This is a genomic window from Alloalcanivorax dieselolei B5, assembly GCF_000300005.1.
Classification (GTDB): domain Bacteria; phylum Pseudomonadota; class Gammaproteobacteria; order Pseudomonadales; family Alcanivoracaceae; genus Alloalcanivorax; species Alloalcanivorax dieselolei.
In genome coordinates this window covers 3,957,557-3,973,766 of record NC_018691.1, presented here as the reverse complement: position 1 = coordinate 3,973,766, position 16,210 = coordinate 3,957,557, and the positions used below count along the sequence as shown (strand labels likewise).

General features: G+C 63.9%; 17 protein-coding genes. 10 read left to right on the top strand and 7 right to left on the bottom strand.

The genetic code is table 11. The features are described from left to right. Window positions 1–32: 32 nt before the first annotated feature. The 6 genes from lptB to B5T_RS17635 all read right to left on the bottom strand — a co-directional run bounded on the left by lptB (window position 33) and on the right by B5T_RS17635 (window position 4,478). Entirely contained in the window at window positions 33–758 is a 726-nt protein-coding gene (lptB, locus tag B5T_RS17660) for an LPS export ABC transporter ATP-binding protein (protein WP_014995903.1), read from the bottom strand. A gap of 2 nt (window positions 759–760) precedes the next feature. After that, window positions 761–1,396: a lipopolysaccharide transport periplasmic protein LptA gene (gene lptA, locus B5T_RS17655; RefSeq protein ID WP_014995902.1), complete on the bottom strand. Its 636-nt coding sequence runs from the start codon at window positions 1,394–1,396 to the stop codon at window positions 761–763. Beyond that, window positions 1,371–1,928 (bottom strand): LPS export ABC transporter periplasmic protein LptC, encoded by a 558-nt coding sequence (gene lptC, locus B5T_RS17650; RefSeq protein ID WP_014995901.1) that lies wholly within the window; start codon window positions 1,926–1,928, stop codon window positions 1,371–1,373. The genes lptA and lptC overlap by 26 nt, the downstream gene beginning before the upstream one ends. Beyond that, complete coding sequence (locus B5T_RS17645; protein WP_014995900.1) at window positions 1,925–2,428, bottom strand: KdsC family phosphatase; 504 nt, start codon at window positions 2,426–2,428, stop codon at window positions 1,925–1,927. The genes lptC and B5T_RS17645 overlap by 4 nt, the downstream gene beginning before the upstream one ends. After that, window positions 2,428–3,396 (bottom strand): KpsF/GutQ family sugar-phosphate isomerase, encoded by a 969-nt coding sequence (locus tag B5T_RS17640; protein WP_014995899.1) that lies wholly within the window; start codon window positions 3,394–3,396, stop codon window positions 2,428–2,430. The genes B5T_RS17645 and B5T_RS17640 overlap by 1 nt, the downstream gene beginning before the upstream one ends. A 71-nt stretch (window positions 3,397–3,467) precedes the next feature. After that, window positions 3,468–4,478 carry a calcium/sodium antiporter gene (locus tag B5T_RS17635; protein WP_229682981.1) on the bottom strand — a complete coding sequence of 337 codons (1,011 nt, stop codon included), beginning with the start codon at window positions 4,476–4,478 and terminating at the stop codon, window positions 3,468–3,470. Between the two features lie 100 nt (window positions 4,479–4,578). On the opposite strand from B5T_RS17635, the gene B5T_RS17630 reads away from it, so the two are divergent. The 7 genes from B5T_RS17630 to B5T_RS17600 all read left to right on the top strand — a co-directional run bounded on the left by B5T_RS17630 (window position 4,579) and on the right by B5T_RS17600 (window position 11,682). Then, window positions 4,579–5,223, top strand: a complete 645-nt coding sequence (locus B5T_RS17630) for an MlaC/ttg2D family ABC transporter substrate-binding protein (protein WP_014995897.1) — start codon at window positions 4,579–4,581, stop codon at window positions 5,221–5,223. A gap of 95 nt (window positions 5,224–5,318) precedes the next feature. Next, on the top strand, window positions 5,319–5,573 hold the full coding sequence (locus B5T_RS17625) for a BolA family protein (RefSeq protein ID WP_014995896.1): 255 nt from the start codon (window positions 5,319–5,321) through the stop codon (window positions 5,571–5,573). Window positions 5,574–5,624: 51 nt separating this feature from the next. Then, window positions 5,625–6,887, top strand: a complete 1,263-nt coding sequence (gene murA, locus B5T_RS17620) for a UDP-N-acetylglucosamine 1-carboxyvinyltransferase (protein ID WP_014995895.1) — start codon at window positions 5,625–5,627, stop codon at window positions 6,885–6,887. A 10-nt stretch (window positions 6,888–6,897) separates the two neighbouring features. Then, the gene (gene hisG, locus B5T_RS17615) at window positions 6,898–7,545 is read left to right on the top strand and encodes an ATP phosphoribosyltransferase (protein ID WP_014995894.1); all 648 of its coding nucleotides are present in this window, start codon (window positions 6,898–6,900) and stop codon (window positions 7,543–7,545) included. Window position 7,546: 1 nt separating this feature from the next. Next, entirely contained in the window at window positions 7,547–8,848 is a 1,302-nt protein-coding gene (hisD, locus tag B5T_RS17610; RefSeq protein ID WP_014995893.1) for a histidinol dehydrogenase, read from the top strand. A gap of 78 nt (window positions 8,849–8,926) precedes the next feature. After that, complete coding sequence (gene hisC / locus B5T_RS17605) at window positions 8,927–9,985, top strand: histidinol-phosphate transaminase (RefSeq protein WP_014995892.1); 1,059 nt, start codon at window positions 8,927–8,929, stop codon at window positions 9,983–9,985. Window positions 9,986–10,056: 71 nt separating this feature from the next. Further along, on the top strand, window positions 10,057–11,682 hold the full coding sequence (locus B5T_RS17600; RefSeq protein WP_229682982.1) for a DUF4139 domain-containing protein: 1,626 nt from the start codon (window positions 10,057–10,059) through the stop codon (window positions 11,680–11,682). Here the strand turns inward: B5T_RS17600 and B5T_RS17595 are convergent. Continuing rightward, window positions 11,679–12,782, bottom strand: a complete 1,104-nt coding sequence (locus B5T_RS17595; RefSeq protein ID WP_014995890.1) for a trypsin-like peptidase domain-containing protein — start codon at window positions 12,780–12,782, stop codon at window positions 11,679–11,681. The genes B5T_RS17600 and B5T_RS17595 overlap by 4 nt on opposite strands. A 197-nt stretch (window positions 12,783–12,979) precedes the next feature. On the opposite strand from B5T_RS17595, the gene B5T_RS17590 reads away from it, so the two are divergent. The 3 genes from B5T_RS17590 (at window position 12,980) to sat (ending at window position 16,193) form a co-directional block, all read left to right on the top strand. After that, entirely contained in the window at window positions 12,980–13,738 is a 759-nt protein-coding gene (locus B5T_RS17590) for a Nif3-like dinuclear metal center hexameric protein (RefSeq protein ID WP_014995889.1), read from the top strand. A gap of 61 nt (window positions 13,739–13,799) precedes the next feature. After that, window positions 13,800–14,717 (top strand): diacylglycerol/lipid kinase family protein, encoded by a 918-nt coding sequence (locus B5T_RS17585; protein ID WP_014995888.1) that lies wholly within the window; start codon window positions 13,800–13,802, stop codon window positions 14,715–14,717. A gap of 261 nt (window positions 14,718–14,978) precedes the next feature. Then, window positions 14,979–16,193 (top strand): sulfate adenylyltransferase, encoded by a 1,215-nt coding sequence (gene sat / locus B5T_RS17580; RefSeq protein WP_014995887.1) that lies wholly within the window; start codon window positions 14,979–14,981, stop codon window positions 16,191–16,193. The last annotated feature ends 17 nt before the right edge of the window (window positions 16,194–16,210 follow it).

The window sequence follows — 16,210 nt, the reverse complement described above, 5'->3', positions numbered from 1 at the left end:
TGAAATTGCAATTGAAAAAGAGTAGAGGCGCGTCATAGCCGAAAGTCGGCGCCCAGATAGACGTCGCGGACCTGTTGATTACCGAGGATGGTCTGGGAATCGCCCTCGGCGATGATGTTACCGGCGCTGCAGATATAGGCGGTATCGCAGATATCCAGCGTTTCGCGCACGTTGTGGTCGGTGATCAGCACGCCGATGCCGCGATCCTTGAGATGACGAATGATGCCCTTGATGTCATTCACCGAGATCGGGTCGACCCCGGCGAACGGCTCATCGAGCAAAATGAACGCCGGATCCGTGGCCAGGCCACGGGCGATCTCCGCCCGCCGCCGCTCGCCACCGGACAGGCTCATGCCCATGCTGTCGCGGATATGGGTAATGTGGAATTCCTCGAGCAGATTGTTCAGCTCCTGCTCGCGCTCGGCTTTGCTCAGTTCCTTGCGGGTTTCGAGGATCGCCATGATGTTCTGTTCCACGGTCAGACGGCGGAAGATGCTCGCCTCCTGAGGCAGGTAGCCGATACCGCGCTTGGCGCGCCCGTGCATGGGCAGGTGGGTGATGTCCTCGCCGTTGATCTCGATGCGCCCGGCGTCCGCTTCCACCAGCCCGACGATCATGTAAAAGCAGGTGGTCTTGCCGGCGCCGTTGGGGCCCAGCAGGCCCACGATCTGGCCCGCTTCCACTTCCAGGGAGACGTCCTCGATGACACGGCGCCCTTTGTAGCTTTTGGCCAGTTGGCGGGCATTCAGTTTCGCCATGGTCAGGGGCTCTCCGTTTCATTGGGGGTGCTGTTGGCGGGCGATTGTGGCGCGCCGTCGTCCTGGCCCTGGTTGTCTTCGCCGGTTTGCGACGCCTCGTCGCCGTTATCGCCGCTCTGAGCCTGGGAGGCATTGGCGGCGGGAATCACCAGCCGCACCCGTTTGTCGCCCTCGCTGCTGGCATCCATCCGTCGGGAGTTGAGGTCATATTCCACCCGGGCCCCTTCGAAGGTGTTGCCCTGATGCTGCACATAGGCGTTGCCGGTGAGGATCAGACGACGGCGCTTGAGATCGTAGACCAGGTTGTCGGCGTGGGCGTCCAGGTCCTTGCCTTCGCGCATGCGCACCGGACTGCCGGTGGCTTCCACCCGCACCAGTTGCTCGTTCTCGGTGAACAGCCGCAAGACATCGGCGTTGAGTCGACGGTTGCCCTGGATCAGCTCGGCGTCACCCCGGTATACGCCAGTGCCGGCGTCCCGTTCGAACACCGCCTGGTTGGCGCTGACCTCCACCGGGCCTTCGGCACCAGACTGGGCCACGGCCAGCGCTGGAACCAGAATGGCGGCGGCGATTACCGCGCGCAGACGGCGCAGCGGGCCATGCACCGGACCGTTATGGCTTGGGTCCTTTGAATTCACTTACTACTCCTTGCTTGAGAGTCATGCGCCCGGTGTCCAGGTCCGCGTCCATGCGGCCCGCCCGGGTGCTGCCTTCACTGTGTCGCATATTGACGGTGTCCGGGGCGGAAACCTGGCGATCACGGCTCAGGTAGTGCAGCTCCCGGGTATCGAGGGTGACGCCGTTGTTCTTGCTGACCGCCTCGACGTTGTTTTCGAAGACGATCACATCGCCGTTGTCGCGTACTTCACCATTGTCGGCCTGGATGGTCCACTGGCTGTTGCCGTTGTTCAGGCGCAGGTCCGGGTGATCGAGCAGCGTCAGCGCTTCGCGTTCGTATTGTTCCAGATTGTTGGCCAGAAGCCGGTATTCCACTTCGCCGCTGTCGCGGTTGAACTGGCGGGCGACAATGTTTTCCGCGGTGATCACCGGGGCGCTGAGGAACGCTTCATTGTCACCTTCCAGTGGGTTGCCCCATTCGTGCAGGGTCATCATCACGATCAACCCGAGCAGGATGACGCCGCTGGCGCTGAGCAGGCCGGGCCGTCTCACTGCCCCTCCCGCAGCCGCAGCAGGCTGTCGCACACTTCCCGTACCGCCCCTTCGCCGCCGCGCGCCTCGGTGACAGTGCCGGCGGCGCTGCGCGCCGCCGCGTGGGCGTTGGCCGGGGCGAAGCCCAGCCCGGCCCACTCCAGCGCCGGCACGTCCGGTTCGTCGTCGCCCATGTAACCGATTTCTCCGGCGCTCAGGCCCAGTTGTTGTGCCAGCGCGGACAGGGCCACGCCTTTGTCCTCGCGACCCTGGATCACGTGTTCGATACCCAGGTCCCGGGCCCGGCGGGCCACCATGGCGGAGTCGCGGCCGGTGATAATGGCCAGGGTGACGCCGCTGGCCGCCAGTTTTTTCAAGCCATGGCCGTCCAGGGTGTTGAATGTTTTCAGCATCTCACCGTCCGGGCCGTAGTAGAGACGGCCATCGGTCATCACGCCGTCCACGTCGAAGGCCATCAAGCGCAGGCGCAGAGCCTGTTCCGGCTTTATCCCCAGCGTCATTACATTACCCCCGCGCGCAGCAGATCCTGGGTGTTGAGCGCACCGATCGGGCGCTGCTGGTCGTCACAGATGATCAGACCGTTCACCTTGCGCGTCTCCATCAGTTGCAATGCCTCCGCCGCCAGACGGCCGGGCTGGATGGTGACCGGGCGCGGTGACATCACATCGCGAATGCCGACGACACGGACATCGACGCCTTTCTCCAGGGTGCGGCGCAGATCACCGTCGGTGAAGATGCCGATCAGCTTGCCGTCCTCGTCCACCACCGTGGTCATGCCCAGGCCCTTGCGGGTCATTTCCAGCAGAGCATCGGATAAGGGGGTGCTGGCGCTGACCACTGGCAGTTGTTCCTCTCCGTGCATGACATCGTCCACTTTGAGCAGCAACCGGCGTCCCAGGCTGCCGCCGGGATGGCTGAGGGCGAAATCCTCCGGGGTGAAACCGCGCGCTTCCAGCAGCGCTATGGCCAGGGCATCGCCCATGGCCAGGGCGGCGGTGGTGGAAGAGGTGGGGGCCAGATTGTGCGGGCAGGCTTCTTCCTTCACCGCCACGTTCAGATGAACATCGGATAATTGCGCCAGGGAAGATTCCGGGCGGCCGGTCATGCTGATCAGCCCACTGCCTTTGCGTTTGATCACCGGGATGATGGTCAGTATTTCCTGAGTCTCGCCGGAATTGGACAGCGCCAGCACCACGTCCTCGCTGGTGATCATGCCCAGATCACCGTGGGAGGCTTCCCCCGGATGGACGAAGAACGACGGGCTGCCAGTGCTGGCCAGAGTGGCCGCCAGCTTGGTGCCGATGTGGCCGCTTTTGCCCATGCCGGTGACGATGATGCGACCGGTGCAGGCCAGCAGGCGCTCGCAGGCGTTTTCGAAATCCTTATCCACACGCGCACTGAGCGCGGCCACCGCCTGGGCTTCCTCGTCCAGTACACGGCGCGCGGTGGCGATGAAGTTGTAAGGCATAGGGTCTCCCTTCACGGTCGCGGCCCGGTCCGCCGCCGGGATTTGTCGACGGGGCCTGATGAAGCCGCCGATTATACACCGGATGTTGCCTGAAGGCCTCGCCAGAGCACCATCAAATAGACACCGTATCCGGCTAACAGTGCCAGACCGGTGCCACGTCCCAGGGGGCGGCGTACCGCCAACATCATGCCAAGCGCCATGACCAGGGTCAGCAGCACCACAGCGGTGTAGTCGCGATCCAGCAGTGCCGGGTCGGCCAGTCTGCCGGGGCCGAGCAGAGCGGGCATCGGCAGCACCATCAGCAAATTGAGGATGTTGGAGCCAAGCACATTGCCCAGGGCCAGTTCGCCGTGTCCGCGACGGGTGGCCGCCAGGCAGGTGGCCAGTTCCGGCAGGCTGGTGCCGAGCGCCACCAGGGTCAGACCGATCAGGGCCTCGCCGACACCCAACTGCCGGGCTACTTCAGTGGCACCCCAGACCAGCGCCCGGGCGCTGATCAGAAGCAGCACCAGGCCGCCAAGGAACAGCAGCAGATCCCGCCCACGGCCGCCTTCCGGATTATCCCGCGGCGGCGCCTCCATTAACGCCTTGCGTTTCCAGGTGGCCACCGCCAGTACCGTCAGGCCGGCCAGTAATAGCACGCCGTCGACACGGGTCAGCCGGCCGTCGATCAGCACCACTCCGGCCAGGGCGGTGACCAGCAAGCAAACGCTGAGTACCTGATGGCGGCTGTCTTGGGGGCAGGGCACGGGGCGCCACAGCAGGGTCAGTGCCAGCACCAACCCCATATTGGCGATGTTGGAGCCCAGCGCGTTGGCCACCGCCAGTGCGGAACTGTCGCTCAGCGCGGCGGTGGCGGAAACCAGAATCTCCGGGGCCGAGGTGCCGAACGCCACCAGGGTCAGGCCCACCAGTGCCGGCGACAGGCCCAGCTTCAAGGACAGGCCGGCGGCGCCGGTGACAAACCGGTCCGAGCTCCAGGACAGGACCATGAGGGCAATCACACTGGTGAGCAAGGCGGGCAACATAGGCGCTCGGGAACCCCATACGTTAAAAGCCATCAAATCGTCATATACGGGCATGGGCGGCTTCCGGGGCCGATCCCGCCTGTGTAGGATGCGGTGAGTCCGCCGTTGCCTTCAACCGTGGCGGTGCTGACCGATTAGACCAGGGAGTGAACGCATGACTTATCCGAAACAATGGTTTTCCTTCATGGCGGCGGTGCTGCTGCTGTTGACCGCCGGTCTGGCGCAAGCGGAACAGGACCCGCGCAAGCTGGTGGAGCAGACCGTCGAGCGCATGACCAAGCGCATCGACGCGGAACGCCAGAAGCTGAATAACGATCCTCAATACGCCCGCGAACTGGTGCGCGAGGAACTGGGTGATCTGGTGGATTTCAAACGGATTACCCGGGTGGTGATGGGGGATTATTTCGATCAGGCGTCCCGGGAGCAGAAGTACCGCTTCCTGGAGGTGTTCGAGAACAGCCTGGTCAACACCTATGCCTCCGGTGTGACGATGTACGACGGCCAGAAGATGAAAGTCCTGCCTCTGCGCGAGGAAGACCGCCGTGGCAACTATGCGCGGGTGCGCATGGAGTTCTCCACCAACTCCGGCCAGGTGGTGCCGATCTTCTTTACTTTGTTCCTGGGCGACGGCCAATGGCGTGTGGTCAATGTTTACGTCAACGGACTTGACCTTAGCCAGATCTACAAGCAGCAGTTCGCCCAGTCCATGCAACAGCACAATGATATGGACACGGTCATCGCCAACTGGTCCGCCGCCGACGTGGCTGACGAGGTCGAGAACAAGGCCAACGTCAACTGATTCCTCCGTTTCCCTCCCTCATTGACGCGGGGCCGGCATGGCAAGGCCCCGCGCCCTCGCGTATTATTGCCGGTTCATTCGAATGAGGAGTTCCCATGAATCCGGAAGACGTGAAGGCGCTGGTGGAAGCCGGCTTCGACGATGCCGAGGTGGCGGTGGACGGCGGCGGTGACCGCTTTCTGATCCGCGTGGTGTCCGATGCCTTCGAGGGCCTGATGCCGGTGAAGAAGCAGCAACTGGTCTACGGCTGCATCAACCAGGCGATCGCCGACGGTACCATTCATGCCGTAAGCATCCAGACCTATACCCGGGCCGAGTGGGAAAAAGCCCAGAAGATGGGGCTGGCCTGAGCCCCGAGCGGCCCGCCATCTGCCTTTATGAACAGGCTCTAAGAGATCCGCATGGACAAACTCAAGATTACCGGTGGACAGCGTCTGGATGGCGAGATCCGTATTTCCGGCTCCAAGAACTCATCGTTGCCGATTCTCGCCGCCACCCTGCTGGCCGACGAGACCGTCACCGTAGGTAACCTGCCGCATTTGCAGGACGTCACCACCCTGATCGAGCTGCTCGGCCGGATGGGCGTGCATGTGGTGCTGGACGACCGCATGAACGTGGCGGTGAACCCCACCAGCATCCGCGAATTCACCGCGCCCTATGAGCTGGTGAAAACCATGCGCGCCTCGATTCTGGTGCTGGGACCGCTGGTGGCGCACTTTGGCCGCGCCGAGGTGTCCCTGCCCGGCGGTTGTGCCATCGGCTCGCGGCCAGTGGATATCCACCTCAAGGGGCTCGAAGCCATGGGCGCCGAGATCGAGGTGATGAACGGGTATATCTCCGCCCAGGTGCAGGGGCGTCTCAAGGGTGCCCGCATCGTCATGGATACGGTGACGGTGACCGGCACCGAGAACCTGTTGATGGCCGCTGCCCTGGCTGAAGGCACCACGGTGCTGGAGAACGCCGCGCGGGAGCCGGAAGTGGTGGATCTGGCCAACTTCATCAATCGCATGGGTGGCAAGATCACCGGCGCGGGCACCGACACCATCGTGGTGGAAGGCGTCACCTCGCTGGGGGCCTGTCACCATGACGTGATCTCCGACCGTATCGAGACCGGCACTTATCTGATCGCCGCCGCCATCACCGGCGGCCGCGTCAAGGCCAAGAACACCGATCCGGCCCTGCTGGATTCGGTTCTGCAGAAATTGCGTGAGGCCGGTGCGGTGATCGAGACGGGGGAAGACTGGATCAGCCTCGATATGGAAGGCCGCCGGCCGCAAGCGATCAGCCTGCGCACCGCGCCTTATCCGGCGATGCCCACCGATATGCAGGCCCAGTTCATGGCCATGAACACGGTGGCCGAAGGTACCGGCACCATCGTCGAGACGGTGTTCGAGAACCGCTTCATGCACGTGCAGGAACTGAATCGCATGGGCGCCCATATCGAGGTGCAAGGCAACACCGCCATTTGCCGTGGCGTCGAGTCGCTGACCGGTGCTCCGGTGATGGCCACCGACCTGCGAGCCTCAGCATCCCTGGTGATCGCCGCTCTGGTGGCCAAGGGCGATACCCTGGTGGACCGGATCTACCATGTCGACCGGGGCTATGAGTGCATCGAGGAAAAACTGCAATCCCTGGGGGCGACCATCCGTCGCGTCCCATCCTGACCGTGAAGCCATGAGCCAGAAACCGCTGATCATCGCCCTGTCCAAGGGCCGCATCCTCAAAGACACGCTGCCTCTGTTGAAGGAGGCGGGCATTGAAATGCTCGAGGATCCGTCCGCTTCCCGCAAGCTGATCTTCGACACCACTCGCGAAGACGTGAAGATCATCGTTATTCGCGCCACCGACGTGCCGCCCTATGTGCAGCATGGCGGCGCCGACATCGGCGTGGCCGGCAAGGACGTGTTGATGGAGCACGGCGCGGAAGGCCTGTTTGAGCCGCTGGACCTGGAGATCGCTCGCTGCAAGCTGATGGTGGCGGCGCTCAAAGACGCTCCGCCGGTGAGCGGACGCCTGCGGGTGGCGACCAAGTTCGTCAACGTGGCGAAAAGCTACTTTGCCCAACAGGGCCGCCAGGCGGAGGTGATCAAACTGTACGGCGCCATGGAACTGGCGCCGCTGGTGGGGCTGGCGGACCGCATCGTGGACATCGTCGATACCGGCAACACCCTGCGTGCCAATGGCCTTGAACCCACCGAAATGATCGCCACCATTTCTTCCCGGGTGGTGGTCAACCGGGCCAGCATGAAGACCCGCCACAGCCAGATTCAGGCGATCCTGGATCAGGTGGCGAAAGCGGTGGCGGCGCGACGGGAGCAATGACATGAAAACCAACTGGCTGGACGCGGGTGACAGCGATTTCGTCGAGCGTTTGACGGCGCTCACCGCCTGGTCGGAGGAACGCGACGAGGAAGTGGCCGAGCGCGTGCGCGGCATCCTCAAGGATGTTGCCCAGCGTGGTGACCAGGCGGTGATCGACTACACCAACCGGTTCGACCGCCGGCAAGTGACCTCCATGGCGGAACTGACCGTGAACCGGGAGCAACTGCTGGCGGCGCTGGAGCGGATCCCCGTGGCCCTGCGGGAAGCTCTGGAGGCAGCCGCCCGGCGGGTGCGCGCTTACCACGAAAAGCAGAAGCAGGATTCCTGGCAGTATCGGGACGAACACGGCTCGTTGTTGGGGCAGCAGGTCACGCCGCTGGATCGGGTCGGCATCTACGTGCCCGGTGGCAAGGCCGCCTATCCCAGCTCGGTACTGATGAATGCGCTGCCGGCCCACGTGGCCGGAGTGGGCGAAATCGTCATGGTCAGCCCGGCGCCGGACGGTGAACTGAACGATGTGGTGCTGGCGGCGGCGGCGGTGGCCGGTGTCGAACGCTTCTTTACCCTGGGCGGCGCCCAGGCGGTGGCGGCCCTGGCCCACGGCACGGACACGGTGCCGGCGGTGGACAAGATCGTCGGGCCCGGCAACATCTATGTGGCGGAAGCCAAGCGCCAGGTGTTCGGCAAGGTGGGCATCGACATGATCGCCGGCCCGTCCGAGATTCTGGTGGTGTGCGACGGCAAAACCGATCCCGAGTGGATCGCCATGGACCTGTTTTCCCAGGCCGAACACGACGAGGAAGCGCAGTCGATTCTGGTCAGCCCGGACGCGGATTTCCTCAAGCGGGTGGACGCCGCCATGGACCGCCTGGCGCCGACCCTGGAACGGGAAGATATCATCCGCACCTCCATGGCCAACCGCGGTGCCCTGATTCAAGTGGCGGACCTGGGTCAGGCCCTGGACGTGGTCAATCGCATCAGTCCCGAACACCTGGAATTGTCCATGGACGACGCCGAGGCCTGGGCGCGCAAGGTGCGCCATGCCGGCGCTATTTTCCTCGGACGCCATACGCCGGAGGCACTGGGCGACTACTGCGCGGGCCCCAATCACGTGCTGCCGACCAGCGCCACGGCCCGGTTCTCCTCTCCGTTGGGCGTGTACGATTTCCAGAAACGCAGTTCCTTGATCGGCTGCTCCCCGGAAGGGGCCAGCGAGTTGGGGCGTATCGCCTCCGTTCTGGCGCGGGGCGAGAGTCTGACCGCCCATGCCCGCAGCGCCGAATACCGCATCAAGGAGAGCTAACGTCGCGGTGAGTGGCGCGATCCGCTCCCACGACAGGATCAACGCACCGTAGGAGCGGTCGATGGACCGCGATGGGTTATGAGCAAATTCTGGAGTCCGTTCGTCCGCGATCTCGCGCCCTATGTGCCCGGCGAACAGCCGAAGATGGCCAACCTGGTCAAGCTGAACACCAATGAGCACCCGCAGGGGCCGTCGCCGAAAGTGCTGGACGCTATCCGGGCGGAAGCGGATGACCGCTTGCGTTTGTACCCGGATCCGCGCAGCACCGCGTTGTGCGAGGCCATTGCCGATTATTATCGGATCAAGTCGGAGCAGGTGTTTGTCGGTAACGGCTCCGACGAAGTGCTTGCCCACATTTTCATGGGGCTGTTTCGTCAGTCCCGGCCGTTGCTGTTCCCGGACATCACCTACAGTTTTTATAAGGTCTACTGCGGGTTGTACGGCATCGACTACCAGACCGTGCCGCTGGACCAGGACCTGTCCATCCGGCTGGCCGATTACGATGCCCTGAATGGCGGCATTATCTTCCCCAATCCGAATGCGCCCACCGGCCGTCTGTTGCCGCTGGCGGACATCGAGGCGCTGCTGCGGCGTAACACCGGGTCGGTGGTGGTGGTGGACGAAGCCTATATCGACTTCGGCGGCGACAGCGCCATCGCACTGATTGACCGCTACCCGAACCTGCTGGTGACCCAGACCCTGTCCAAGTCCCGCTCCCTGGCCGGCTTGCGTATCGGTCTGGCGGTGGGGGACGAAGCGCTGATCGAGGGGCTCACCCGCATCAAGGACAGCTTCAATTCCTACCCGCTGGATCGGTTGGCGGTGGCCGCCGGCAAGGCCGCCTTCGAGGACGACGCCTGGTTCCGCCAGGGCCGGGATCGGGTGGTGGAACAACGCGGCTGGTTGATCGGGCAGTTGGCCGAGCGTGGCTTTCAGACGCTGCCGTCCGCCGCCAATTTTGTCTTCACCCGCCACCCCGATCATCGCGGCGCCGATCTCGCTGGCGGCCTGCGCGAGCAGGGCGTGATCGTGCGTCATTTCGGCAAGCCGGAGCGCATCGCCGATTATCTGCGCATCACCATCGGCACCGCCGGGCAGAACCAGACACTGGTGGCCGCGCTGGACCGGTTGTTATAACCTGCCAGACATTACTCTGTTGGGTCGTACACCGGTTTGGTCATACTCTCGTTTAGTCATACAAGGACGCCATGATGAAACGCCTGCTGTTGCCCGCGTTGGTCGCGGGTCTGTGCCCGCCCGCGGCGCTCGCCGCGATTTTTCCCGTCACCGCGCCGGTGACCGAGGTGGTGCTGTTCCCCTCCCAGGCCGAGTTGACCCGCACGTTGAGTCAGTCGTTGCCGGCCGGGCAGCATCAACTGACTATTGCAGGTTTGCCGGAACTGGATCTGGATCGCCTCCGGATCGAGGTCAGCGGTGCCGTGCTCGAAGGCGTCCAGCGCCGCCGGGAAAGTAACGCCGAGGATGTCTCGGAACGCCGCCAGGCGTTGGATGAACAAATCGCCGCGCTGGAGCGCCGCATCCAGGAAGCCGCCACCGCCGACCGCCTCGATCAGGAGCAGATCCAGCAGTTGCAATCGCTGCTCGGGCAAGCGCCGCAAGGGCCGGCGCTGTACAGCGAAGTGCCGGTGGAAAAGTGGTCCAGCGCTTGGGCCCAGATCCGTGAGGCGGTGAATCAGCGCCAGTCCGCGATCAATGAACGGGCGGCGCAACGGCCGGACTGGCAACGGCAACTGCAGGCGCTGCAGCAGCAACGCTCGCAGTTGGGGCAGCAACAGCAGCAGCGCCAAGTGCTGGTGGTGGACCTGGTCGCCGAACAGGCCGGCACCGCCGAGCTGGCCTTGCGCTATTTCACGCATCAGGCCGGCTGGAGTAATCAGCTCCAGGCCAACCTGGACAGTGGCGCGGAACAGATCGACCTGAACGCCTACGCCGAGGTCCGCAATAACACCGGTGAGGACTGGCGCGACGTCAAAGCCACCCTGGGGCTGTTGCCGGCCGGCTATCGGCCGGTACCGGAACCGCAGCCGTGGATCATCGGCCTGCTCAACCCCAATCCGCCGAAAGCCATGAAGTCGATGGCACGGGAAGAGGTGGCCTACGAAGCGGCGGATATGTCGATGGCGGGATCAAGCCTTAAAGCCGCCGCACCGGCTCCGACGCCGCAGCCGGTGGCCCACGGGTTTGATATGCGGGTGCCGCTGGACGCGCCCCTGTCCCTGGCCAGCGACGGCAGCACCGCCCGCATCGCCTATCAGGATGCGGTGGTACCGGTGACCCTGAGCCGCGAGAGCTACCTGTGGCAACAACCCGCCGTGCTGCTGGTGGGCGAATGGAAAAACAGCAGTGGCGTGCCCTGGCTGAGCGGCCAGGTGACGGTGCTGCGTGACGGACAAAGGCTGTCCAGCTACGGTCGCGCGGAAGGCATCCAGCTCGGGGAAACGGTGCGGATGAGTTTTGGTGACGACCCCCGGCTGCGGGTGGACGTGGTCACCGAGCCCGCCAGCCGGGGCGAGGCCGGCCTGATCAGCAAGGAGAACACGCTTACGGTGACGCGCAGCATTACCGTTGCCTCGGGCTACGATAAGCCGGTGGACGTGGTGCTGTACGACCGTCAGCCGGTCCCCAATGATGACCGCATCAAGCTGGAAGCCACGGGAGCCCAGCCGGACCAGAGCAATGTCCGCGATATCAAGGGGCTGATGGCCTGGGAGCGCACCGTGTCCGCGGATCAGGAGACGCGCCTGGAGCATGGTTTCCGGCTGCGTTATCCCACCGATATGGATCTGACCGGGGTGGAAGGCCTGCCGCGCTAGCCCTCCGCCGCCGGCCGGGTGCCGATGGTGACGTCGACATCCATGCGGGTGCGGTTGCGGATCACGTTGAGGGTCACCTTGGTGTCCGGAGCGGTGCCGGCGATGCGGTTCATGGCCTCGTAACCGTCCTTCATGGTCTCGCCGTCGATGCCGATCAGCACGTCGCCAGGCTGCAGGCCGCCCTGATTGGCCGGGCTGTCCACCACCACCTGGGTGATCACGCCGCCGGCCACCCGATCCATATCGAAGGTTTCCGCCAGGGAGGGCGTGATGTCCTGCACCGTGACACCGAGGTAGCCACGGATCACCCGGCCGTGTTCGATCAGATCCGACATCACCTCGCGGGCGATGGACGCGGGCGTGGCGAAGCCGATACCCTGCCAGCCGCCAGTGGAGGAAAGAATCGCTGTGTTGATGCCGATCAGGTGACCGCGCGTATCGATCAGCGCGCCACCGGAGTTGCCACGGTTAATGGCGGCGTCGGTCTGGATGAAGTTCTCGAATGTGGCGATGCCCAGATGACTGCGACCGGTGGCGCTGACAATGCCCATGGACACGGTCTGGCCCACGCCCAGCGGATTGCCGATGGCCAGCACCACATCGCCGACGGTGACCTGATCCGGACCGTTCAGCTCGATTTTCGGCAAATCCTCCAGAGCGATTTGCAGCAGCGCCAGGTCGGTCTCCGGATCCGTGCCGACCACCCGGGCGGGGGCGTCCCGGCCGTCGCGCAACGACACCAGGATCTCGTCGGCGTCCCGGATCACGTGATAACTGGTGAGGATATAACCGTCGTCGGCGACAATCACACCGGAACCCAGGCTGGCCAGGGCGCGCTCCCGGCGAGGCTGTTCCATGAAACGGTTGAACAGCGGATCCTGGGTAATGGCGCCGGTGGAGACAATCTGCGTGGTGTAGATATTCACCACCGCCGGAGCCGCCCGGTTGACCGCGCTGGCGTAGCTGTCCGGGCTGGGGGAGCCCTGGCCGCGCGGGGAGCCCGGTCCCTGCTGGTGCCACCAGAGCACGCCGAACCCCACCAGCAGACCGGCGAGCACCGGTAAGGCGAGGAAACGGATCAGTCGAGTTACAGCCCCCATGAAAATGCCTCGTTCTTTGCCTCGGTGCGCGCACCGGTTGTAGAGAAACAGAGAGAAACTTGCCCCGGTCCGGCGAACCGGCTAGTTTGCCGGGCTGAGCGGGCCACCGCGGTGGTTCCATAAAGCGCTCATGGTAGCAGATCAACGGTAGAATGGGCTTGCCGTAAGCTGCCAATCGATTCCGGGAGGGTGCCCTCATGCTGAAACGAGACCGTCTGTTGTCGGTGCTGGACACCGAGCTGCAAAGTCACCGGTTCAAGGACTACTGCCCCAACGGCCTGCAAGTGGAGGGGCGCGAGCAGGTGCGTCATCTGGTCACCGGCGTCACCGCCTGTCAGGCGTTGATTGATGCCGCCATCGTCGAGGAAGCGGACGCGATTCTGGTGCATCACGGCTACTTCTGGAAGAACGAGGACGCCCGGGTGCGCGGCATGAAGAAGCAGCGCCTGCAGAGTCTGTTACGGCATGACATCAGCCTGTTCGCCTATCACTTGCCCCTGGATGCCCACCCCGAGCTGGGCAACAATGCGCAGCTGGCGCGGCGTCTGGGCCTGATGGTGGAAGGTGGGCTGCAGCCGCAGGACAGCTTTCCGATTGGCAACGTGGGGCGTCTGGACGGACCGATGACCGCCGACGAGTTCGCCTCCCATGTGGAATCGGTACTGGGGCGTCAGGTGCTGCATATCGGCGATACCCAGGACGAGATCGAGACCCTGGCCTGGTGCACCGGTGCCGCCCAGGGCTTTATCGATCAGGCCCAGGCGCTGGGCGTGGACGCCTACCTGAGCGGTGAGATTTCCGAACCCACCACCCATTTCGCCCGGGAAACCGGCATTCATTATTTCGCCTGCGGCCATCACGCCACCGAGCGCTACGGCGTGCAGGCGGTGGGGGAATGGCTGGCGGATGAATACGGTCTGGAACACACCTTCATCGACATCGACAACCCGGTTTGAGGCCCCCTTCTGATTCGCCGTGGCGTGCCAGTCACGCCGGGCGCATGCCGTACAGGACAGCATGAACATAACCGTTATTTTCAATCCCACCGCCGGCGGCGGTCGGGACCGCCGGCTGCGGCATTTCATCCGGACCCTGGAGCAGGGCGGCGCTCGCGTCCGCCTCTATCACACCCGCGCTCCCGGGGATGCGATTCGCTATCTGAAAGGCCTGGAAGACCAGGGCAATTGCGTGGTGGCGGCCGGCGGTGACGGCACGGTCAATGAGGTGCTCAACGGGTTGCGGCCCGGTGTGGCGCTGGCGTTGTTCCCGATCGGCACCGCCAATGTGCTGGCCAAGGAACTGGGGCTGCCGCGCCGTCCGGAAGCAGCGGCGAAGGTGGTTCTGTCCGGCCGCTCCCTGCCGGTGACGCCGGCGACGCTCAATGGCCGCCGCTTCATGGTCATGTGCGGGGTGGGCTACGACGCCTGGGTGGTCGATCAAGTGGACCTGATTCTGAAACGGCGGATCGGCAAACTGGCTTACGCCCTCAGCATGATCCGGCAGTTGGCCCGCTACGGCAAAGTGAGCTACCGGGTGTCGGTGGATGGCCGGCCCCTGGACTGTTTCTCCGCGGTGATCACCAATGGCCGTTATTACGGCGGCAGTTTCGTGCTCAGCCGGCAGGCCAACATTGCCCGCGCCAAGTTGCAGGTGCTGCTGTTTCAGCGCTCCGGGGTGTGGTTTCTGTTGGGATGCCTGGTGGCGCTGATGATGGGGCGGCTGGAACGGCGGGACGGCGTGGCCTCGGTGAGCGCGGAGAAAGTCACCGTGGAAGTATCCCGGTATCTGGCCGGCAGTGCAGTCCGACCGGTGGGCGAGGCGGCCTGGCCGAGACCGGGGCCGGAGCCGATCCAGGCGGACGGCGATCCCGCCGGTTGGTTACCGGCGGAAATCGTGCTGGAGAATCAGGCGGTGCCGGTCCGGGTGCCGCAGTAGAGTTGACAATTGACAGTGGACAGTTGACAGCGAAAAGACAAAGCACACAGCTCTTTAGCCGCTGTGGGAGCCCAGCTTGCTGGCGAAGGTCCGTAAGCCTCTTCGCCAGCACGCTGGCTTCCCACAGCTGTCATCATGGTTCATGGCCCCCATAGAATAAGAACCAAACGTAATATTCTTAGTAGCGGTGGAGGATCGCCGCCGCCGGCCGGTATAATCCGCGCCCGTTAATGCCCAAAAAATGACCTCTAGGGAGTGAACATGTCACAACTGGTGAAACCGCATGGCAGCGATACGCTGAAGATCCTGCTGCTGGAAGGCTCCGAGCGGGAGCAGGCGCTGCAAGCCGCTGAGACCCTGCCGAAAATCACCCTCAGCTCGCGGGAGCGGGGTGACCTGATCATGTTCGGCATCGGCGGTTTCACCCCCCTGGACGGGTTCATGGGCAAGGCGGACTGGCAGAGCGTGTGTGACAACATGACGCTGGCGGACGGCGTGTTCTGGCCGATCCCGATCACCCTGTCCACCGACGCGGCCACCGCCGAGGGCCTGAAAGAAGGGCAGGACGTGGCGCTGGTGGACGAGGCCGGTGAGATCATGGGTGTGCTGACGCTGACCGAAAAGTACGGCATCGACAAGGCCCACGAATGCCAGCAGGTGTTCAAGACCACCGATGAAGAGCACCCGGGCGTGAAGATGGTGATGGCCCAGGGCGAGGTCAATCTGGCCGGGCCGGTCAAGGTGTTCAGCCAGGGCGAGTTCCCCAGAAAATACGCCGGCATCTACATGACGCCTACCGAAACCCGCGCCATGTTCGAGGAAAAAGGCTGGAAAACCGTGGCCGCTTTCCAGACCCGGAACCCGATGCACCGCTCCCACGAGCACCTGGCGAAAATCGCCATCGAGATCTGCGATGGTGTCATGGTGCATTCCCTGCTGGGCAACCTGAAACCCGGCGATATCCCCGCCGAGGTGCGCCAGGAAGCCATCGGCACCCTGATCGACAAGTACTTCGTGAAGAACACCGTGGTGCAATCCGGCTACCCGCTGGACATGCGTTATGCCGGACCTCGCGAGGCGCTGCTGCACGCCCTGTTCCGTCAGAACTACGGCTGTTCCCATTTGATCGTCGGTCGTGACCATGCCGGCGTGGGCGATTACTACGGTCCGTTCGACGCCCACCATATCTTCGATGAAATCGCCGATGACGCGCTGATCACCCAGCCGCTGAAAATCGATTGGACTTTCTGGTGCGACAAGTGCGGCACCATGGCATCCATGCGCACCTGTCCGCACGAAGCGGAAGACCGGGTACTGGTTTCCGGCACCAAGCTGCGCAAGCTGCTGAGCGAAGGCGGTGATGTACCGGATAACTTCAGCCGTCCGGAAGTGCTGGAAGTGCTGCGCCGTTACTACGAAGGGCTGCAAGAGCACGAGAAGGTGAAAGTGGAGCTGAAAGGCCACTCCGCCCGCTGATCGGCTGCATGAAGACT